At 62.4% G+C, this 16,903-nt stretch carries 26 protein-coding genes, 2 tRNA genes and 1 pseudogene; 17 read left to right on the plus strand and 12 right to left on the minus strand.

All coding sequences use genetic code 11. From position 1 onward, the window contains the following. Nucleotides 1-3: 3 nt before the first annotated feature. From ABNG04_RS03945 to ABNG04_RS03955, 3 genes are all read right to left on the minus strand, one after another. Nucleotides 4-531, minus strand: coding sequence for a 30S ribosomal protein S4 (locus tag ABNG04_RS03945; RefSeq protein WP_371160217.1), 528 nt, complete (start codon nt 529-531; stop codon nt 4-6). Then, the gene (locus ABNG04_RS03950; RefSeq protein WP_371160219.1) at nt 528-1,052 is read right to left on the minus strand and encodes a 30S ribosomal protein S13; all 525 of its coding nucleotides are present in this window, start codon (nt 1,050-1,052) and stop codon (nt 528-530) included. The genes ABNG04_RS03945 and ABNG04_RS03950 overlap by 4 nt, the downstream gene beginning before the upstream one ends. 56 nt (nt 1,053-1,108) lie before the next feature. Continuing rightward, nucleotides 1,109-1,194: transfer RNA gene (locus ABNG04_RS03955), tRNA-Ser, on the minus strand. Nucleotides 1,195-1,480: 286 nt separating this feature from the next. Here ABNG04_RS03955 and ABNG04_RS03960 point away from each other — a divergent pair. The 15 genes from ABNG04_RS03960 to ABNG04_RS04030 all read left to right on the plus strand — a co-directional run bounded on the left by ABNG04_RS03960 (nt 1,481) and on the right by ABNG04_RS04030 (nt 10,235). Next, on the plus strand, nt 1,481-2,521 hold the full coding sequence (locus ABNG04_RS03960; protein ID WP_371160221.1) for a zinc-binding dehydrogenase: 1,041 nt from the start codon (nt 1,481-1,483) through the stop codon (nt 2,519-2,521). Next, entirely contained in the window at nt 2,511-2,876 is a 366-nt protein-coding gene (locus ABNG04_RS03965) for a DUF7977 family protein (RefSeq protein ID WP_371160223.1), read from the plus strand. The genes ABNG04_RS03960 and ABNG04_RS03965 overlap by 11 nt, the downstream gene beginning before the upstream one ends. A gap of 93 nt (nt 2,877-2,969) precedes the next feature. Further along, complete coding sequence (cmk, locus tag ABNG04_RS03970; RefSeq protein ID WP_371160225.1) at nt 2,970-3,548, plus strand: (d)CMP kinase; 579 nt, start codon at nt 2,970-2,972, stop codon at nt 3,546-3,548. A 19-nt stretch (nt 3,549-3,567) separates the two neighbouring features. Beyond that, nucleotides 3,568-4,593: an RNA-guided pseudouridylation complex pseudouridine synthase subunit Cbf5 gene (locus tag ABNG04_RS03975; RefSeq protein WP_371160227.1), complete on the plus strand. Its 1,026-nt coding sequence runs from the start codon at nt 3,568-3,570 to the stop codon at nt 4,591-4,593. A 22-nt stretch (nt 4,594-4,615) separates the two neighbouring features. Then, the gene (locus ABNG04_RS03980) at nt 4,616-5,797 is read left to right on the plus strand and encodes a succinylglutamate desuccinylase/aspartoacylase family protein (protein ID WP_371160228.1); all 1,182 of its coding nucleotides are present in this window, start codon (nt 4,616-4,618) and stop codon (nt 5,795-5,797) included. Nucleotides 5,798-5,843: 46 nt separating this feature from the next. Next, nucleotides 5,844-5,914, plus strand: a tRNA-Pro gene (locus tag ABNG04_RS03985). A 383-nt stretch (nt 5,915-6,297) separates the two neighbouring features. Beyond that, nucleotides 6,298-6,522: a hypothetical protein gene (locus tag ABNG04_RS03990; protein WP_371160230.1), complete on the plus strand. Its 225-nt coding sequence runs from the start codon at nt 6,298-6,300 to the stop codon at nt 6,520-6,522. A 260-nt stretch (nt 6,523-6,782) separates the two neighbouring features. Further along, on the plus strand, nt 6,783-7,586 hold the full coding sequence (locus ABNG04_RS03995; RefSeq protein ID WP_371160231.1) for a hypothetical protein: 804 nt from the start codon (nt 6,783-6,785) through the stop codon (nt 7,584-7,586). Beyond that, nucleotides 7,583-8,107 (plus strand): hypothetical protein, encoded by a 525-nt coding sequence (locus ABNG04_RS04000; RefSeq protein WP_371160233.1) that lies wholly within the window; start codon nt 7,583-7,585, stop codon nt 8,105-8,107. Before ABNG04_RS03995 ends, ABNG04_RS04000 begins: the two co-directional genes overlap by 4 nt. Next, nucleotides 8,104-8,358 (plus strand): hypothetical protein, encoded by a 255-nt coding sequence (locus ABNG04_RS04005; protein ID WP_371160235.1) that lies wholly within the window; start codon nt 8,104-8,106, stop codon nt 8,356-8,358. The genes ABNG04_RS04000 and ABNG04_RS04005 overlap by 4 nt, the downstream gene beginning before the upstream one ends. Before the next feature lie 201 nt (nt 8,359-8,559). Next, a complete protein-coding gene (locus ABNG04_RS04010) occupies nt 8,560-8,796 on the plus strand; it encodes an AbrB/MazE/SpoVT family DNA-binding domain-containing protein (RefSeq protein ID WP_371160237.1) in 237 nt (78 codons plus the stop codon). Next, nucleotides 8,789-9,103: a hypothetical protein gene (locus ABNG04_RS04015; RefSeq protein WP_371160238.1), complete on the plus strand. Its 315-nt coding sequence runs from the start codon at nt 8,789-8,791 to the stop codon at nt 9,101-9,103. The genes ABNG04_RS04010 and ABNG04_RS04015 overlap by 8 nt, the downstream gene beginning before the upstream one ends. Beyond that, nucleotides 9,100-9,309, plus strand: coding sequence for a hypothetical protein (locus ABNG04_RS04020; RefSeq protein WP_371160240.1), 210 nt, complete (start codon nt 9,100-9,102; stop codon nt 9,307-9,309). The genes ABNG04_RS04015 and ABNG04_RS04020 overlap by 4 nt, the downstream gene beginning before the upstream one ends. Nucleotides 9,310-9,312: 3 nt before the next feature. Continuing rightward, a complete protein-coding gene (locus ABNG04_RS04025) occupies nt 9,313-9,594 on the plus strand; it encodes a hypothetical protein (protein WP_371160242.1) in 282 nt (93 codons plus the stop codon). A gap of 164 nt (nt 9,595-9,758) precedes the next feature. Next, a complete protein-coding gene (locus ABNG04_RS04030) occupies nt 9,759-10,235 on the plus strand; it encodes a hypothetical protein (protein WP_371160244.1) in 477 nt (158 codons plus the stop codon). A 44-nt stretch (nt 10,236-10,279) separates the two neighbouring features. Here ABNG04_RS04030 and ABNG04_RS04035 read toward each other — a convergent pair whose 3' ends face one another. Together ABNG04_RS04035 and ABNG04_RS04040 are read right to left on the minus strand one after the other, a co-directional pair. Further along, the gene (locus ABNG04_RS04035) at nt 10,280-10,627 is read right to left on the minus strand and encodes a site-specific integrase (RefSeq protein WP_371160245.1); all 348 of its coding nucleotides are present in this window, start codon (nt 10,625-10,627) and stop codon (nt 10,280-10,282) included. Nucleotides 10,628-10,674: 47 nt separating this feature from the next. Further along, nucleotides 10,675-10,947 (minus strand): hypothetical protein, encoded by a 273-nt coding sequence (locus ABNG04_RS04040; protein WP_371160247.1) that lies wholly within the window; start codon nt 10,945-10,947, stop codon nt 10,675-10,677. Between the two features lie 293 nt (nt 10,948-11,240). On the opposite strand from ABNG04_RS04040, the gene ABNG04_RS04045 reads away from it, so the two are divergent. Continuing rightward, a complete protein-coding gene (locus ABNG04_RS04045; RefSeq protein ID WP_371160249.1) occupies nt 11,241-11,417 on the plus strand; it encodes a hypothetical protein in 177 nt (58 codons plus the stop codon). A 25-nt stretch (nt 11,418-11,442) separates the two neighbouring features. Here the strand turns inward: ABNG04_RS04045 and ABNG04_RS04050 are convergent, their stop codons facing one another. The 6 genes and pseudogenes from ABNG04_RS04050 to ABNG04_RS04075 form a co-directional block, all read right to left on the minus strand. Next, entirely contained in the window at nt 11,443-11,652 is a 210-nt protein-coding gene (locus tag ABNG04_RS04050) for a hypothetical protein (RefSeq protein ID WP_371160251.1), read from the minus strand. 241 nt (nt 11,653-11,893) lie between these two features. Continuing rightward, entirely contained in the window at nt 11,894-12,346 is a 453-nt protein-coding gene (locus tag ABNG04_RS04055) for a dual specificity protein phosphatase family protein (RefSeq protein WP_371160253.1), read from the minus strand. Nucleotides 12,347-12,460: 114 nt separating this feature from the next. Then, nucleotides 12,461-12,547: pseudogene (locus ABNG04_RS04060) on the minus strand (IS5/IS1182 family transposase); the annotation flags it as partial. A gap of 430 nt (nt 12,548-12,977) precedes the next feature. Further along, nucleotides 12,978-13,991: a CPBP family intramembrane glutamic endopeptidase gene (locus ABNG04_RS04065; RefSeq protein ID WP_371160255.1), complete on the minus strand. Its 1,014-nt coding sequence runs from the start codon at nt 13,989-13,991 to the stop codon at nt 12,978-12,980. Nucleotides 13,992-14,287: 296 nt separating this feature from the next. After that, the gene (locus ABNG04_RS04070) at nt 14,288-14,599 is read right to left on the minus strand and encodes a DUF7521 family protein (protein WP_371160256.1); all 312 of its coding nucleotides are present in this window, start codon (nt 14,597-14,599) and stop codon (nt 14,288-14,290) included. Nucleotide 14,600: 1 nt separating this feature from the next. Further along, nucleotides 14,601-14,942: an ArsR/SmtB family transcription factor gene (locus ABNG04_RS04075; protein WP_371160258.1), complete on the minus strand. Its 342-nt coding sequence runs from the start codon at nt 14,940-14,942 to the stop codon at nt 14,601-14,603. Between the two features lie 122 nt (nt 14,943-15,064). Here ABNG04_RS04075 and ABNG04_RS04080 point away from each other — a divergent pair, with 122 nt between their 5' ends. Continuing rightward, nucleotides 15,065-15,988, plus strand: a complete 924-nt coding sequence (locus tag ABNG04_RS04080) for a glycosyltransferase family 2 protein (RefSeq protein ID WP_371160260.1) — start codon at nt 15,065-15,067, stop codon at nt 15,986-15,988. 573 nt (nt 15,989-16,561) lie between these two features. Here ABNG04_RS04080 and ABNG04_RS04085 read toward each other — a convergent pair. Next, a complete protein-coding gene (locus ABNG04_RS04085) occupies nt 16,562-16,858 on the minus strand; it encodes a DUF8011 family protein (protein WP_371160262.1) in 297 nt (98 codons plus the stop codon). Nucleotides 16,859-16,903 lie beyond the last annotated feature (45 nt).

Consider the following 16,903-nt stretch of genomic DNA (forward strand, 5'->3'; position numbering starts at 1 on the left):
TGGTTACTCCTGTGACTCCGCGCGCTCGGGGTGGAGATCGTCCGCGAGCGGGCTCGTCTCGTCGAAGGCGATGGCGCCCTCGTCGTCGACGTCCACCTTCACCGACGGGCGCGTGACGCGGGCGCCGTTGACGGTGATGTGGCCGTGGACGATGAACTGGCGGGCCTGCTGGGTCGAGGAGGCGAAGCCCTGTCGGTAGACGACCGTCTGGAGGCGACGCTCCAGCAGGTCGGTCACGTCGAGCGACAGGACCGCCGAGATGTTGTCGTTGTCGCCGAGGATGCCGATCCGGCGGAGCCGCGTAACGAACTCCGCGCCGGCGTCCTGGGCGGCCTCGACGTCACCCTGCGCCTCGCCGAGCAGCCGTCGGGCCTCTCGGCGCATGTTGCGCAGCTCGGACTGGGCGCGCCAGAACTCCTCTTTGTTCTTCAGACCGTACCGCGAGAGGAGGTCGGACTCCTCGGCGATGCGCTCGCCCTGGTACGGGTGGTTCGGCGTCTCGTAGCCCTTGGTGTTCTTTCCGGTACTCATTCGTCGTCACCGCCCTCGTCGTCCGCCATCTCCTCGCGGATCTCCTCGACGTTGACCCCGATGGTCCCCTCCGAGCGACCCGTGGACTTGGTGCGCTGCCCGCGGACCTTCTGCCCGCGCTTGTGGCGCACGCCCTTGTACGATTCGATGATCTTCATCCGGTTGATGTCGTGACGGCGCTTCTCGTTGACGTCGGTGCCGACGAGGTGCGTCGTCTCTCCGGTGAAGAAGTCGTTCTGTCGGTTCGTCATCCACGACGGGACGTGGTCTTCGAGGTTCTCGGCGATGTCGACCACCGCGTCGATGTCATCCTCGTCGAGGAGCCCGAACGTGGCGTTTCTGTCCACGTCGGCCTTCTCGGCGACCAGCCGCGCCGTGCGCGTGCCGATGCCGTCGAGTTCGGACAGGCTTCGCTCGACCGTCTTCGTTCCGTCGAGGTCCGCGCCCCCGATCCGAACGAAGTACTGGAGGTCTTCCTCCTCCTCCTCCGGCGAGTCGTCCTGTGATTCTTCCGTGCTCATGTGTTGGTTGTGGTGAGTCCTACCGGCGCGAATCCGGCGGTACTCGTCCGTTCGAGCGTTGCGGCGGGGATTCGAACCCCGGAGGCAGTGACGCCACAGAGTTAGCAACCCTGCGCCTTGGGCCAGGCTTGGCTACCGCAACCCGCGTTGTATCATCGCCCTCTCGGACTCGGGGCCCGACGCCCCTACAGTTCGTGCGTTCGTAAACTCCGCCCTTCAGTACTTAAACATCACGGAACGGTCGGGTCGCTGTGGGCGGTTCGCACGGTCCCGTGAACCGCTCCTCTCGAGCCGCCGGAAGCCCCTGCTGACCACCATCGGCTCCCGCTGGCCGTTGTCTGTTCCCGCTAGCTGTCGGCGGTTCCCGCGGCGCACCGCTCGTTTCCGTGAGGCGTACTGTTTAGTGGATCCCGGGGGAGGGTCCGGACATGAAGGCCGTTCAGTTCGCCGACCACGGCGACCGCGACGTGATCGAGTACGGCGAGTTCCCCGACCCCGACCCTGGCCGCGGCGAGGTGCTCGTCGACATCAAGGCAGGTGCGTTGAACCACCTCGACGTCTGGACGCGGCGCGGGGTGCCCGGCATCGACGTCGAGATGCCGCACATCCCCGGCAGCGACGCGGCGGGCGTCGTCGAGGCCGTCGGCGAGGACGTGACGCGCTTCGAGCCGGGCGACCACGTCGCTGTCAGCGCGGGCGTCTCCTGCGGCGACTGCGAGTTCTGTCGCAACGGCGAGGAGTCCCTGTGCGTCTCCTTCCACATCATCGGCGAGCACGTCCGCGGCGTCCACGCCGAGAAGGCGACCGTCCCGGCGGCGAACCTCGTCGCCGTCCCCGACGACGTCGACTGGGAGGTCGCCGGCTCCGCGTCGCTCGTCTTCCAGACCGCGTGGCGGATGCTCCAAACGCGCGCCGACATCGAGGCGGGCGAGAAAGTGCTCGTCCTCGGCGCGTCCGGGGGCGTCGGCCACGCGGCGGTCCAGATCGCCGACCACGCCGGCTGCGAGGTGTTCGCGACCGCCTCCACCGAGGCGAAGCTCTCGCACGCCGAGGACTGCGGCGCGGACCACGTGATCGACTACGAGGCGAACGACTTCGCGGACGAGATCGCCGCACGCACCGGCAAGCGCGGCGTCGACGTCGTCGTCGACCACGTCGGCGAGGCCACCTACCCGAACTCGCTGAAGTCGATGGCGAAGGGCGGCCGCCTCGTCACCTGCGGCGCGACCACCGGCCCGAACCCAGGCGCCGGACTCAACCGCATCTTCTGGAACCAGCTGTCGGTGCTCGGTTCGACGATGGCGACGCCCGGCGAGGTCGACGACGTCTTGGAGTTGGTGTGGGACGGGACCTTCGAGCCCCGCGTCCAAGAGGTGCTCCCGATGAGCGAGGCGGCGCGCGCACACGAGATGATAGAGAACCGTGAGGGCTTTGGCAAAGTGGTCGTTAAACCAGATAGTGAGCTCTGAGACCGACGCCGACGCGGACGCGACCGGCGAGGGTACCCCCGACGGCGGGTACGTCCACGTCCCCGGAACCGAGGACGCCGACGCGAGCGACGGCGACGACTCGCGGGGACCGACGGCCCCCACCGACGAACCGGCGGCCGACGGCTTCGGCCGCAAGGGGTGGGCGCTGACGGCCGTCCTCTTCACCTGCGTCCTCGTCATCCCTGGGATCATCTACGCGTACCCTTACGTCGCGGGCTGGTTCGGGCTCCCCTTCTTCGCGACGTACCTGGCGCTCCCGCTCGTCCCCGCGCTCCTGCTCGGCCTCGTCGCGGTCTGGTCGATGACGGCCGCGACCGCGGACTCCGATCGGTGAAAGCGTTCGGCGGTGCGTCGACGCCGGCTCGCCGACCGCGGCGTCGCGGCGCGGAACGACAACCGTTTTGAACGACACCCGCGGATTGGTGATATGTTGATCACCGTCTCTGGCCCGCCGGGGAGCGGGAAGAGCACCAACGCCGTGCAACTGGCGGACGCGCTCGGTCTCGGGCACGTCTCCGGCGGCGATATCTTCCGTGAGATGGCGGCCGAACGCGACATGACGCCGGTCGAGTTCAACGAGTTCGCCGAGGAGGACCCGCAGATCGACCGTGACCTCGACCGTCGACTCCGCGAGATCGCCGTCGAGCGCGACGACGTGGTCCTCGAATCGCGGCTCGCCGGCTGGCTCGCGGCCGAGCACGCCGACTTCCGGTTCTGGTTCGACGCGCCGCTGTCGGTCCGCGCCGAACGGATCGCCGAGCGCGAGGCGAAGGGCGTTGACCGCGCGCGGACGGAAACGAAGCGCCGCGAGGCCTCCGAACGCAAGCGGTACCGGGAGTACTACAACATCGACATCGAGGACCTCTCGATCTACGACGCCGCGTACAACACCGCCCGCTGGGGCCCCGAACGCTTCCTGGACGTCCTCGTCGCCACCGTCGAGGCGTACGACCCCGCCGACGACGAGGGGAAGTCCCCGGTCGAGGGCGTCGCATACGACTTCTGACCCCGCACCCTACTCCCGCATGACAGACGCTTCCGACACCGACGCCGACCCGCTCAGGGCCCCGCCCGGCGAGCGGTCGGTCCCGGAGCTGCTGCGGTTCGGCGTCGTCAACCTCGACAAGCCCGCCGGTCCATCCTCGCACCAGGTGTCGGCGTGGGTGCGCGACGCGATAGACGGGACGCTCGCCGCGCTCGACCCCGAGGGGCCGCCGACCGGCGGCGTCGCTCACTCGGGCACGCTGGACCCGAAGGTCACCGGCTGTCTCCCCACGCTGACCGGCGACGCGACGCGCATGGCGCAGGTGTTCCTCGAGGGCGCGAAGGAGTACGTCGCGGTGCTGGAGATCCACGGCCCGCCGCCTGCCGACTTCCACGAGGTTGTCGCGGAGTTCGAGGACGAGATCTACCAGAAGCCGCCGCGGAAGAGCGCCGTGAGCCGCCGGCTGCGCACGCGCACGGTCCACGAGCTGGACCTGTTAGAAGTCGCCGACCGGCGGGCGCTTCTCCGGATCCGCTGTGAGTCGGGGACGTACGTGCGGAAGCTGTGTCACGATATCGGGCTCGCGGCGGGCATCGGCGCGCACATGGGCCACCTCCGACGCAGCGCCACCGACCCGTTCGACGACCGCGACCTCCGCACGCTCCAAGACCTCGTGGACGCGCTCGCGTGGGCCGAGGACGGCGACGAGGAGATGCTCCGCGATGTGGTCCGCCCGGCGGAGGACGCGCTGACGCACCTCCCCGCGGTGACGGTCGCGCGCTCCGCCGCCCGCAACGTCGCGACCGGCGCGCCGGTGTACGCGCCCGGAGTGATCGACGTCGACGACGCGGCGCTCCCAGCGGGACTCCGAGGTGACGCGCCGACCGACGGCGACGCGCCGATCGACGCGGACGGCGACGGAACGAGCGGCGACGTCGCGGCCTCTGACCCCTCGCTCGTCGCCTGCTTCACCCCGGACGGCACCGCGGTCTGCCTCGGGCACGTGGTCGGCGACCCGGACGCCGAGAGCGGGACCGTCGTCGACCTCGAGCGCGTTCTTTTATGACGCCGCCGTCCCGGTTGTAGACATGGAAGAGCCGGACGCGGACGGAGACGAAGTGCTAGCCGTCGGGAGCGCGAGCGCCGAGCCCGGGACGCTCGACCGCGGGTGGCTAACGATCGCCGACCTGCCGACCGGCGGCGCGGAGCGACTCCCGGTCGCGGTCGCGAACGGCGCCGCGGACGGACCCACGCTGTGGCTCACGGGCGGCGTCCACGGTGACGAGGCAACTGGAGTCGCGGTCGTCCAAGACGCGATCGCGGCCCTCGGCGAGTGCCTCGCGGACCTCGCCGGCGCGGTGGTCGCGGTCCCCGTGGTCTCCCCGGCCGGACTGCGTCGGAACTCGAGGGAGACGTACTACGGCGACGAGGACCCGAACCGTCACTTCCCGGACGCCGACGCGGAGTCGGCCCGTCCGGCCGAGCTCCAGGAGCGCATCGACGCCCGACTGTACGCCGCGATCACGGGCGAGCGGCCGGACGACGCGAGCGAGTTCGCCGTCGAGACGGTCGGCACCGACGCCGCCGCGGACGCGCTGATCGACTGTCACACCGCCGGCGTCGGCAGCGAGCCCTTCGCGATCCGCGACCGCGTCCTCTACGGCGACCGCCGGACCGAGGACGAGGCGGCCGCCCTCTCCGAGACGCTCGGCCGGATCGTCGACGCATTCGGGCTGCCGGTGGTCAGGGAGTATCCCGCGGCCGAGTACGTCGAGGAGAGCCTCCAGCGGTCGACAGCCGGAGCCGTGCTCAACGAGGCGGGGATCCCGGCGTTCACGGCGGAGCTGGGCGCGCACAGCGTCGTTGACGACGGCCTCCTCGACGCCGGCGTCGCGGGCGTGGTCGGCGTCGCGGTCGAACTGGGGCTCCTCAACGGCAGCGCCGTGCCCGAGCCGGTCGGCGAGCCCGGGGTCGGCGTCGACTCGGCTCCCGTCGAGTTCCCCGTGCGCCGCTTCCGCGGGCCGACGACCGACGCCGCCGGTCTCGTTCGCCACCGCGTCGCGGCCGGGGACTCGTTCGCCGAGGGCGACGTCCTCGCAGACGTGGTCGACGCCGCGGGGACGGAGCGCGCCACGGTCCGCGCCGACGACGACGGGTACGTCCTCGGTCGCGCCGAGGGGTTGGCCGCCTACGAGGGCGACCCGATCGGGAGCCTCGCGGTCCGCGACGACGGCGACCTCGTGGTCCCGCGCGAGGCCGACGAGAAGTGAAGCGAAGTCCTTAATTACCGGACCATCGTTTCTCAGCGTGTAGTCAGGGACCGTGGGGTAGTGGTATCCTATGCGGATGGGGTCCGTATGACCTGAGTTCGACTCTCAGCGGTCCCATACGAAATTTTACACGAACTGCCCGAAACCGGCCAGCTTGGCCGCTGTTACGGAGGTCTATCATGACGGGAACCTGACCGGTTCACCCGTCAGTCACGCTCGTCGAAGACACGAGTTACGACGTTCCGAGGGAGTACTGTCCACGCTGTGAGAGCAGCGAGCAGAGCGACACAGAGCGGCAGGAGACGGCGCCGAGCGGGACCGCCCCGCTGGACTTCAAACGGCAGCGCGACGCCGAGAGCGCGAGCTGGGAGCGCGCTGATCCGAAGGCGGCACTGATCGAGCGGCGGGCTTGGAACACGTGGCTCGTCACGCTGCCGGACAGCGAAGACGCGCACCTCGTCACGCTCCAGCGAGACCACGGAGCCCTCGTCGGCGAATGTGTGATTGCTCAGAACGGAGAGCAGTGTCCGGCGCGCAAGTACAACAACTCCGACGAGCCGTGCGCTCACCAGTGTACGGTCCGAAAGGCGGTATTCGGCGGCATTGAGGATCTCTACGGCGACGTGGTCGCGATCTTCGCGGCCGATGACATCGGGACCGCTCGGTCTGATTACCACATCGAGAGTGCGATGGCCGACGGTGGCCGCCGAGGTGGTGACCGATGACCCCCGTTTCAACTGGATCAACTGGAGCGTACGAACCGTACGGTCGGACTACCCACCCGTACGGTGGCGGTTCGGAATTTATGGGCGTCTCTGGCCCCTCTACTCTCGAATCTGCCGAACCGTACGGACGTACGGGGGTGTCGGAAAATCGGTGTCCTCGCAGCGTGGGCGTGGATGTGCGCGCAAACTTAGACGCGGCGCGCGCGCTGGTGCGCATTATGCGGCCTCGCGGGTGTCCGCAGGCGTAGCGGGGTGGCGGCATGAGCCTCGTCGACGAGTCCGAGCGCTCCGCCGCTCCCGAGGCGATGACCTTCGGCGACGACGGCTGGAACACGACCTACGAGGTTCCCGCCGAGGACATCTGGATGCTACTGGAGGACCTCGAAACGCTCGCCGACTGGGCGGTTATCGAGTTCCACCCGTCTGGAATCGTTGGGCGAGCACTCGACAAGTCGCACGTCGCGATGGGCCGGAGCGTCGTTCCGGGAGAGAAGATCGAAACGGCCGGTGCGCACTGCGAAGTCGGTGCCCGCGTCGACGCGCTCAACGACTTCCAGCCGGGGTTCCTCGTGAGCGGTCAGGACATCGAGATCGAGATCGACCGGGCCGCCGAGGAACTGACGCTCAAAGAGCCGCCGCTCGCCGAGACGCTGGACATCCGACCGGTGTCGGCGACGCGGTCGCAACGCTGGATCGACGTCGAGTATGGAACGACCGCCCGGATGCGGGGCTGGGAGTTCTGCGGTGCGGTCGGCGGTGCCTGCGGTGCGACTGACCACGGGTTCGTGTTCGACGCGGACCTCAACGACATCGAGGTGTCGAGCCGGGACACGCCGTGGAAGACGACGATCGAAGACGTTGTGATCGAGACGGCGCTCGACAGCGCGCGGTTCAGTTCGTGGTTCTGGCCGGACATCTGCGACCGGATACATGTTAAGAACGATGTGGTGATCCGGTTCGGCCAGGACAAGCCGATCAAGGTACAATTCGAGGATCGCGTGGAGTACGCGGTCGCGCCGCAGCTCCCGAACGACGACGAGGAGACCGGGGGTGATGCTCGATGACTGAAGAGGAACGCGTCGCGAAGGCGCCGATCCGCGATGAAAAGCGGCTCAAAGCGCTCCAAGAGGCTAAACAAGAACACGGCTCGATGGCGGACGCGGTCCGGTACGCGCTCGACAGGCTCGCCGATGTGAGCGAGACGGAAGCGGAGACGGACCTCGACGCGGTCGACGTCCCCACGAAGGCCTTGGAAGGCTACTGGGAACTCGTCGACTGGACCGACGTTGGCGGCCGTATCGAGATCGGGACCGCGGAGTCGGTGCTGGCGAACAAGCTGAACATCCCGAAGGCGGGCGTGCTGTCGCGGGTTATCAAGCCACTCGTCAACGAGAACCTGCTCTGGAAGGACTGGGAGTACGAGGAAGTCTGGCTCGTGGTCGGGCGCCGGGACGGAGAGCTGCTGAACGCTCCCGAGCAAGGACCAACGCCTGAGACATCGTCGGCGCCGTCGGAAGCGGCGACGGACGGAGGCGACCCGCGCGACCGGCTCGACGAGCTGGCGAGCGCCGAGGTGGAACGATGACGCCGCGGGTCTCTGCGCCGTACGGCTGGAGGAACGACTCGGAACCGCCGGCGATCGAAGATGTCGAGAAGTCGCGTGACTACTCGCCCGAACCCCACGAGGTCGACGTCGACGAGCGGCGGATCCTCTCGACGTATTGCCGTACGTGTGAAGAGACGGCGACGCAGCTCCTGGAAGTCGGTGACTCGGACCCGTGGGAACACGACGACAAGAACCCGAGTCACGTGGTCGACTACTGGAGGGAAGCATGAGCCGGGTAGAATCGGCTCGTGCGGCCGTCGGGACTGCTCCCGGGTTAACCAACCGTACTGGACAGAAACGGCGAGAGCGGCATTCGTCGCGCGACTGCGAGTGCCCCGCGTGCGACGGGGGGAACGGCGGGTTGCGATTCTGTTCGAAGTGCCGCTACAACGGGTGTACAGCTGGCAAAGCGCTCTGTGGAGGATCCAACGATGAGTAAGACAGAAGGCCACAAGGACGGCGGTATCACGCACCTCCTAGCGGAAGGACGGCGAGTTCAGGACGGTGACGGGAGCTACAGTGTCACGATCCCGAAGGCGCTCGCGAACGAATGGGGGCTCGAAGGCGGCGACGAACTCCTGTTCATGGCAGAAGAGGGAGAGAGCAAAGCAACTATCTACGAGTCCGGAAGCGAGAGTGGCTTCTCCGTGGGGCCTACCGATGACTGAACCGGACTCCACATCGGCGGAGAGCCGCAGCGGGCTCACGATGGACGGCAGAGTTGCTACGAGGAAGACGCCGGAAACAGCGGCGACCGAACATCCGGCAGTCCTCGACGTCGACGTGACCGGCGATCGGGCCCTAGCGATCGTCGAGAAAGGTGATGTCTCGGTAGTTGTGGAAGCGCCGGCGGGGATCTCCGCCGAGGAGCTGGAAGAGACGCTCGACGGCGCGCCGGAGAGCATCGCGAAGACGACTGGACGCTTCGCCGGTACGGGAGACGGTGAGAACGCTGTCGGAGGTGATACGGCGTGAGGGTGATCGACGAGCAGATGCTTCATCAGGGGCCGATGCTCGCGGCAGTCGGCGGGCTCTTCGCCGGGTACATCTCCGCGATCGGAACGGGCCGATACATCGTACTCGTCGGAGCGCTGGCGGCGCTCTTTGCCGGGTACGCACTGAGCATCGGATTCCTCAGAACAATGTCGCAGTCAACCAAGCGTGAACTCTTGTGGGGGTGACCGATGTCGGAGAATGAGCAACTCGAGGACGCGTTCGTCGCTATCGTCGACGGCGTCCGGCTAGACATCGCGCACCTGCGGAGTGAGTGGCGAGAGCGTACGGCCTACGGCCGAGCTCGACTCGCGCCGCTACTGGTGGTCTACCCGTTCCTCGCGACGTTCTACCTCGTCGCAGCGAGCCTGATGTATGGGCTCTTCCGCGGAGCGGAGACCGCCGTGGCCGGCTGGAACCGACTGTGCGACGCACGGGCGTGGCTCGAACCGGAGGTCTACGATTGTGAGTGAGCGGTTCGTGCTCCTGACCGGGGGTGTGACAACCTCTAAGACGAGTTTGGGGTTCTTTGGATAGAATCCAAGCTTTAGCTCGCTGTTTTTGAGCTGGTAGTATTTGTACGCTGGATTCGAGCATCAACGAAACCGACAAGTGAACCAGAAAGTAATGAAATGTAATGGATACTCCAAGACGAGAGGTGCTGGCAGCAGCTGTGACTGGGTCCACACTTGGACTCGCCGGGTGCGGTGACCTTGCGGGGTTAGACAATAGCGCAACCGAACAGACTGACGATGGGGAAGGCGCAACTAGCGACAATGGCAGGACAAGAATAACGATCGCACTTGCCGTTCAGGAAGCGATACAAGAAGCGCGAGAAGAGATTGGAGCGCGTGTTCAGGAGGGAAATCTCTCACAAGAAGACGGCCAGGCAGAGTTCCGCGATACTCGGGAAGAGATTGTTTCGACCGCAATTGAGGATGTGCGAACGTACGCAGCAGATGCTGAGGGATTTACTGTGGAAAACACCAATGAACAGTCTGCTGCGGTTCTCGTCAGCGGACCAGCTGTGGCAGTACTAGATACATTAAATGCCGATATTGCAAGTGCGCTGCTATCTGCTTCTGATTTCCCTGAACCTCAGGAGGACGGATAACCCAACGGTATCTGGTAAAAATTAGAGACGACACTGAAGCGGAGCTAATACGGGGATTGTGTCTGTACAGTCGGCTCAAAGACGGGACCAGAATCCGTCTCACTCTTACTACTGCCTGAGATGTACGAGATCTTCTCACGCTCACGCTCCGCAGCCGCGGGAGACATCTCTCCAAGATAGTGGTCGCGGAACGTCTCCCAATCCTCCCACCCACCGAAGCTCATCACGACGGCAGGGAGAACACCGCAGTCCCATAGAAGGTGACCACCCCAAGTCCGACGGAGGTCGTGAACGTCAAAATAAGTCCATCCCTCGTCGCCGGTCGCGGCGTACCGGCGCTCGCCAGCTCGCTTCACCCAGCGGTAAATCGAGTTCGGCTCGACGCTGACCACAGACTCGTCGGGGTCGCATTCATACGAGAGAGTTCGAACGGAGCTGGCTAATTCCTCTGGGATTGGTGTCTCGCGGTATTTCGCCGCTTCGCATAGTCATTCCACACCCGCAGGAAGCCATCGGGAGCATGTCTGAAATCATTCGGAGTGACGCTCGCGATCTCTTCGCGACGGAGGCCGGCCTGCGCGCCGAGCCGAAAGGCTATCTCTTGTTCTGGAGACTTCGCCTCGTCGATGAGAGCTGCGACTTCGTTACTCTCGTCGCTCTGGCTGAGCCAGACCCGCTTCCCGTCGCGTTGGGGGTAATCGTCGAGTCGCATAGTAGGCATTACAAGCCAACGCTACCAAAAACCGTGTAAAATTGGGGTCTGATGGGTGGATTTGGGAGAGATTTGGACGCTATCGGTAGCCGAATACGGGCTTCGCGTGTAGTTCCACACAGTTCGATTTACAGATAGGTAGATTCCAATGATTAAGTAGTATCTGACATGTGTAGCGTGCTGAATATAGAGGATAAGCTCAGCAACGCACGTTTGCGGCCTCACGCCCGTTTCAGAGTGTGTAACGGTGAGACAATGCTTATTATGAAACGACCCTTATCAGCGAATATACGATGACAGAGGAAACGACCCGAGTAGAAGAATTAACCGTCGTCGGATTAGCGCTGTCTGTGGTGGGAATGGGCTTGTCATCACAGGGTGGCATCGATACGACGGCAGGGATAGGAGGGCTTGCGCTGATGGGTGGAGCGGTTGTGGTACTTCTCTACGCAGTAGTCAAAAGCGATTAGAACTCTGTTAATTCGCATAGAGCGCTCAGAAGCCGGTGTCGCTGTATAGTCTGTTACCGCCTTCGATAGCCGTGAAGACGGCGAGAACCCGCCATACAAGCGCCATATCAGCGAACGCGGGCACGGTGAACGTCGTAACGACGAGCGCAATCGCGCCAACCACTTCTGCGGCCCCAATGGCAGCCGCCCTATCATATGTATATATCTTATCACGGGCTATTTCAATACCCCGCATCGGTAACTCCGGCCTCCTGCCTACTGCCGGATTCCGGCCATACAGATCTGTAAGACTCGCGCCCTGTATTCAGCAGCAACTTTGCGAACTACTAGAACTCTATTATCAGCCGTGTAGTTGATTACCGGATTCGCGTACAGTTCCACACGGCTCAATCTACAAATAGATGGATTCATATGATTGATTAGGACCTGACAGATGTGCCGTACTGAATATAGAGGTTATAATCAGCAAACCAGAGTTACGCTCGAGCTGCTAGATATACAACTGCCAACTCGTGGAGTGCTGGATGGGGCGTTGCAGTTGGCCGTGCTTGTAGGACAGCCGAAAGTGACTCGCGAAGGGATTTGCTTCCCTCAGCAGCGAGCACTGTCGCGATAATCGTACTGCTCCGGGAAATGCCTGCTGTACAGTGAATTAGGACCGAGCCTTCCTGCCGGTAGAGCCTGCGAGCCGTATCGACAGCCCGCTCGAATACTATCCAGTCGTTGCCCGGCCCATCGTCCAGCGGATGATGGTGTGTCGTCAGTGGATAGTCATCCGTTGAGACTGAGACCACGTACCGAAACGACTGGTCGTACTGCCCAGAGTCTGCCGCGTGCTTGTTTCCCAAATACAGCTTTCGCTCGCCGATCCGCCGAATGATAGGGTCGTCTCTGACGTACCCGATGGGTCGAACGGCGATTTCGGACATACGCTCTGTTTGGACGCTCAAACCGGCAGAGCATCGTATCCACCGAATTTCAAGATAACCAACCCATTCTCTGTACTGACCGAGGCTGGGGTAGAACTCGCATTTCGTGATTCAGTTGTGGAACCCTTCGTCAGCCGCGACAGATGGCAGGTCGTCCGCATTCCGGCGGACGACCTGCGGTCCGATCTTCGTATCGTGTTTCTACCGGGCAGGAGTTTGACTAGCTGCCGACACCGCTCAACGAAGTCGAGGGGATCAACTTCCATAGCCAGACGTCTCATTCGGTCGATCGTAACGATTTATCGGTATGCGCTGACCCTAGCGACGGCGCTATCTGAAAAACATCACTACGATTATAACCGAGTTCGACACGACGAGTACGTTTGTTCGGATCTGAACAAAACTCGTGAGGCCGGAACTACTTCATGTAGCCCACTCTGACCCGATTTTGTACAATGACCATCGGATTACCGAGACCGCAACAATCGTGCCAATCGCTGTGGGAACAGCGCCCCCCGTCCCCCAAGACCACCCGAAAAACAGGTGGCCGGCGACAGCAATCAGTGCCACAATACCCCCGATAATCCTGACCGCTGGTGAGTCCGAGCGTCCTCCTCCAGACATATCCAAATTACTCACCCCACAGATACGTTGACGACAGCTGCGAGCTGAGGTTGCCGTTCCGGAGGAGAACGTATCCGACGGTGAGCGCAGCAACGCAGAGTACCGCTGCGCCGTTGACTGCCCCGTACGCCTGTACGAACTGTGATGGCCCGGTGAACGCCGGACGGATCAGCATCGCTGCTTCCGCAGCCCCAACGACGTTTGACAGGCCGTAGATGTTGTTCATCCCGAAGTTGATCAGGAAATGGAGACCGATTGGCAGTGCCAGCGAGTCGGTCCACACGTACGCGGCGCCGAGGAGGACCCCCAGCACCATCCGGAATCCGAACGCTCCCAGCGACCCCGGGAAGTGCCCAGTAGTGAAGATCAACGAGGACGCCACTACCCCTGCCACGACCGCGCCACGGTCGGAGAGCCACCGACTCCGAAGTCCTTCGACGGCACTTGTCAGAATGAGGCCTCGAAAGACCAGCTCTTCCCAGAAGGCCACAAACACCCAGTTGATGGTGTACACACCGAACGCGATGGTGAACGGCAGCACGTTCGCGCCAGTGCCACCCGAGAACAGCTCGGAGATGGTCGCCCACCCGGCGAGCAGACTCACGGGGAGTGCCACCCCCATCCCCGCCAGGGCGATGACGCTGCCAGCGCCGAAGTCCTTCAGCCACGACCGGCCGAACGCGAGTCCGTAGTCGGTCAACGGTCGCCGGTCGACATACTTCGCGACGCCAACCGCCACAAGGAGTCCAGTAAGGGTAGCGATCAGGTTAGTCGCGACTGAGGACACCGACGGCGGGAGTTCGGTCCCCGCCAGCGCCACCGCCGGGAGTATAAAAATACCTACGAGTGCGGCCACGTACACTCCGAGGACGCGCCAAAGAGCACGGGGGCGATTCTCGGTTCGATTCCACAGCACGGAGACAACGTGTCCTGTGATTCCACCGCGACTGACTCGCCGGTCGTCATCGGCCGGCCGGGACGTAGTTCGTTCGAAGTTGGTGTCGGTATCTGCTTCGGTCATCGACACTTGGATGTACGGAGACATGGGAAAAGGGCGGTTTTGCTGGCTTCACTCGCTGAAGCCAACGCACTTCCGGAACTGCTGGACGGACTTCGTCGGAGAATTTCGATACCCTCTCACATGTAGAGTCTCTGTACGACGCTCCATCCGGTATAAAACCGTGGCCAGCGTCGACATCGCCGCGGTCGTCTGATCTGGTTGAGCTTCAAACGGGCGATACGCAAGGATTCATCCAAGATAATACACGATCAGTACTCGTTCGACCGTTGCCACAGACACGGATCTGAGCCAGCAAGTCAGTCATGACGCGGCACCCACAGCCCGTATAGAATCAGTCCTAGACCGATGAACTCGGGTACCTGAACGATGATGTTGAGAACCGGCGTTGGAAGCTCCAGCAGGTAGATCAGTACCAAACCAAGCGGGGCTTGAACGAACAACACCAGCATGAAGCCGATCGCGACGTACAACATCGGACGACTCTGGTTTTGCTGATATGCAGTGTAGGCGAGATAACTAATCGCCAGTCCGAGGATCATCGGGACTAGTTCACTCGCCTGACGAATGGTTCGCAGCGTGTCGAAATCGATCTGTAGTACTTCGAGCATATCAGCTCCCCTCTACGAACCGTGTGAAACGCTCGGCCATCCGCTCCCGACGTGAGACGGTAATCTCGAATCCATCCTCGCTGAGATCGAGTTCAATGCCATCGAGTTCTGTCCGATAAAGCTTGTAATTCTTTCCGTCGGTGACTGGTTGGATGTCTTCTGTCACCAGGTCATACTCGCGGAGCCGTTCGAGTCGGCGGTAGACTGTCGGCTCCGAGACCCCGGCGCAGTCGCTGAGCTCTGCCGCCGAGCACGGCTCCTTCTTGGCCTCGATGAGAATCGTGCGTGCACACTCGTCACCGAGTAGGTCTGCGAGCGCTTCGGGATCTCGCACGTCGGACACTGTAGGTGGGCCATCCCTCGTTTCGTCAATATAAGTTGTGCTGCTCTGGGCTTTTTGTCTAGCTTCAGTCAGAGAAGTCATAAGAAACTACCATGCACATCCGCGCTCAAGTTTCGAGTAGGATGGCGAACAGAGAGACACGCACGCCTACAAGCGTACTCCTCCCAACCGTTTCTTGGACTGACGCCTGTGATGAAGTCGCCGCACAATTGAGGCCTAAAGACGAACTGCTAATCATCCACGACAACGAGGACGACTCGGTCTCGAGCAGAGAGGGGCTCCCGGACAGCGTTCGATTGATTTGTGCTGGCGACCCTGTCAGGTGTTCCGGGAAGGCGAATGCCATCGCTGCTGGGATGGAGGCTGCCAATCACGACCGTCTCGTCTGGACCGACGACGATTTTCACCATCCGTCCAACTGGCTCAATCAACTCCACCAGGACTACGCTGAATACGGTCCGACGACGGAGCTGCCATCGTTTGTGGGTCAGGATCCGCTTGCGGTCCTATTAGAACCTATTTACGCCCTTGGTGGCACACTCGGGACCTACATAGGTGATCACGCCTGGGGCGGGGCTGTCATATTTGACAGAAGTGATCTTGACGGGGCAAGGTTCCTCTCGGAACTCCGTCAGACGATCAGCGACGATGGACTCCTCGGGGAACACACCGATGTGAATTCAGTTCAGCGCGTGCGCAGGGTACCGATGGGTGGAAGTCTCCGACAGACACTTGAACGACATATCCGGTTCAATCAGATTTTCGCTACGCATGATCCAACGGTAGCGAAGTTCTCGTTTGGTGTGTTGGTCGCCGCTCTCATCGGCTGTGTTCTCTTCCCGCTCCTCGCGGTGGTACTAACACTACTGACAGCCGGTACAATGGCTAGCTTCGGGGTTCGACGAGTCTCACTACTGCTAACGGTACCAGCACTCGTAGCCGCTGTCCCATTAGGTCTGTATGCTTTCGCTCGGGACACATTCGTTTGGGGAGGCCGACGGTACAAATGGCACTCGAAGTTTGATGTTGAGGTACTGAACGAATAGCACTCTTTGAGCCAGTTGGATATGCACAGATATCTGTGCCTGCCAAATTTGTTTGATCGCTCCTGGGAAGCAGGTTGTTGATATCTGGGGCCGGGCTTCGTCGAGAGCCACAGACCACTGTTTGAGCCGGTGAACGCGTGGTTTGAATTCCACTCATGCCACTGTAATCAGTTGGCAAAACCGCAAGACCACACCGTATCAACATTGTACTACCTAAGAGCGTATATAAATAGTCGAACTGTATTTGAAAGCGACAATTGAGCAAGGTAGTGCTGAATACTGAGATTCATGGACGGAGAATCGCACGATACTGTCCACTATAGTATTGCCCGTCAGGAGTGGGAACAGAATCGGTGTGGAGAACAGGAGTAAGCCGTTAAGTAGAGGTGTCAGGTTGAAGTGAATCGCGTGACGGTGTCAGACGCCAGATCTCCACAGTCTGTCAGTAGTCTTGTACGAGATATGGAGGGTGCGTGTAGCAACTTCACCTCTTGTCTTTTCGGTCACTCCTAATGAATCCTCCGTGCGGATGAACTCCTTACAAGAGCGGTGAACTCAACCTGACCGGCTCAATCACACTAAGAGGAGTTCGGGCCTGACAAAGCCGATCACGAGAATGCTCGCCAGTACAGCGATCGCTGTGAGTCGCAGAGTACCAGAAGCCCGTCGTCGAGACCTCGGCAAGGACTCGGCAATACCGGAGAGGGCCATCCCAGCACCAATAAATAGTGTGGCATAATAAAGCGTTGCCCCTTTTAGAATGACGTAGTACGCTTGCTGCCCGGCTATCAGAAGTGCGCCACAGAGAAAAACCAGTCCAAGCCCTCTGGAAGGCTCGTCGAACACAGTCTCATCGATAATGGAAGGCATCAAGTGTCTTATCTCCGGTAACACTCAAAAATTGCGGTGTTTGCG

Source organism: Halorubrum miltondacostae (assembly GCF_041379815.1).
Lineage (GTDB): Archaea > Halobacteriota > Halobacteria > Halobacteriales > Haloferacaceae > Halorubrum > Halorubrum miltondacostae.

What these genes read in the sequence shown, in the direction of transcription:
- ABNG04_RS03975 (WP_371160227.1), top strand. Translation starts at nt 3,568, where the DNA reads ATGACAGACGCTTCCGACACCGACGCCGACCCGCTCAGGGCCCCGCCC.
- ABNG04_RS03980 (WP_371160228.1), top strand. Translation starts at nt 4,616, where the DNA reads ATGGAAGAGCCGGACGCGGACGGAGACGAAGTGCTAGCCGTCGGGAGC.
- ABNG04_RS04080 (WP_371160260.1), top strand. Translation starts at nt 15,065, where the DNA reads ATGGCGAACAGAGAGACACGCACGCCTACAAGCGTACTCCTCCCAACC.
- ABNG04_RS03995 (WP_371160231.1), top strand. Translation starts at nt 6,783, where the DNA reads ATGAGCCTCGTCGACGAGTCCGAGCGCTCCGCCGCTCCCGAGGCGATG.
- ABNG04_RS04070 (WP_371160256.1), bottom strand. Translation starts at nt 14,599, where the DNA reads ATGCTCGAAGTACTACAGATCGATTTCGACACGCTGCGAACCATTCGT.
- ABNG04_RS04045 (WP_371160249.1), top strand. Translation starts at nt 11,241, where the DNA reads ATGACAGAGGAAACGACCCGAGTAGAAGAATTAACCGTCGTCGGATTA.
- ABNG04_RS04010 (WP_371160237.1), top strand. Translation starts at nt 8,560, where the DNA reads ATGAGTAAGACAGAAGGCCACAAGGACGGCGGTATCACGCACCTCCTA.
- cmk (WP_371160225.1), top strand. Translation starts at nt 2,970, where the DNA reads ATGTTGATCACCGTCTCTGGCCCGCCGGGGAGCGGGAAGAGCACCAAC.
- ABNG04_RS04055 (WP_371160253.1), bottom strand. Translation starts at nt 12,346, where the DNA reads ATGTCCGAAATCGCCGTTCGACCCATCGGGTACGTCAGAGACGACCCT.
- ABNG04_RS04050 (WP_371160251.1), bottom strand. Translation starts at nt 11,652, where the DNA reads ATGCGGGGTATTGAAATAGCCCGTGATAAGATATATACATATGATAGG.
- ABNG04_RS04040 (WP_371160247.1), bottom strand. Translation starts at nt 10,947, where the DNA reads ATGCGACTCGACGATTACCCCCAACGCGACGGGAAGCGGGTCTGGCTC.
- ABNG04_RS04015 (WP_371160238.1), top strand. Translation starts at nt 8,789, where the DNA reads ATGACTGAACCGGACTCCACATCGGCGGAGAGCCGCAGCGGGCTCACG.
- ABNG04_RS04005 (WP_371160235.1), top strand. Translation starts at nt 8,104, where the DNA reads ATGACGCCGCGGGTCTCTGCGCCGTACGGCTGGAGGAACGACTCGGAA.
- ABNG04_RS04065 (WP_371160255.1), bottom strand. Translation starts at nt 13,991, where the DNA reads ATGACCGAAGCAGATACCGACACCAACTTCGAACGAACTACGTCCCGG.
- ABNG04_RS03945 (WP_371160217.1), bottom strand. Translation starts at nt 531, where the DNA reads ATGAGTACCGGAAAGAACACCAAGGGCTACGAGACGCCGAACCACCCG.
- ABNG04_RS04000 (WP_371160233.1), top strand. Translation starts at nt 7,583, where the DNA reads ATGACTGAAGAGGAACGCGTCGCGAAGGCGCCGATCCGCGATGAAAAG.
- ABNG04_RS04030 (WP_371160244.1), top strand. Translation starts at nt 9,759, where the DNA reads ATGGATACTCCAAGACGAGAGGTGCTGGCAGCAGCTGTGACTGGGTCC.
- ABNG04_RS03960 (WP_371160221.1), top strand. Translation starts at nt 1,481, where the DNA reads ATGAAGGCCGTTCAGTTCGCCGACCACGGCGACCGCGACGTGATCGAG.
- ABNG04_RS04025 (WP_371160242.1), top strand. Translation starts at nt 9,313, where the DNA reads ATGTCGGAGAATGAGCAACTCGAGGACGCGTTCGTCGCTATCGTCGAC.
- ABNG04_RS04085 (WP_371160262.1), bottom strand. Translation starts at nt 16,858, where the DNA reads ATGCCTTCCATTATCGATGAGACTGTGTTCGACGAGCCTTCCAGAGGG.
- ABNG04_RS03950 (WP_371160219.1), bottom strand. Translation starts at nt 1,052, where the DNA reads ATGAGCACGGAAGAATCACAGGACGACTCGCCGGAGGAGGAGGAGGAA.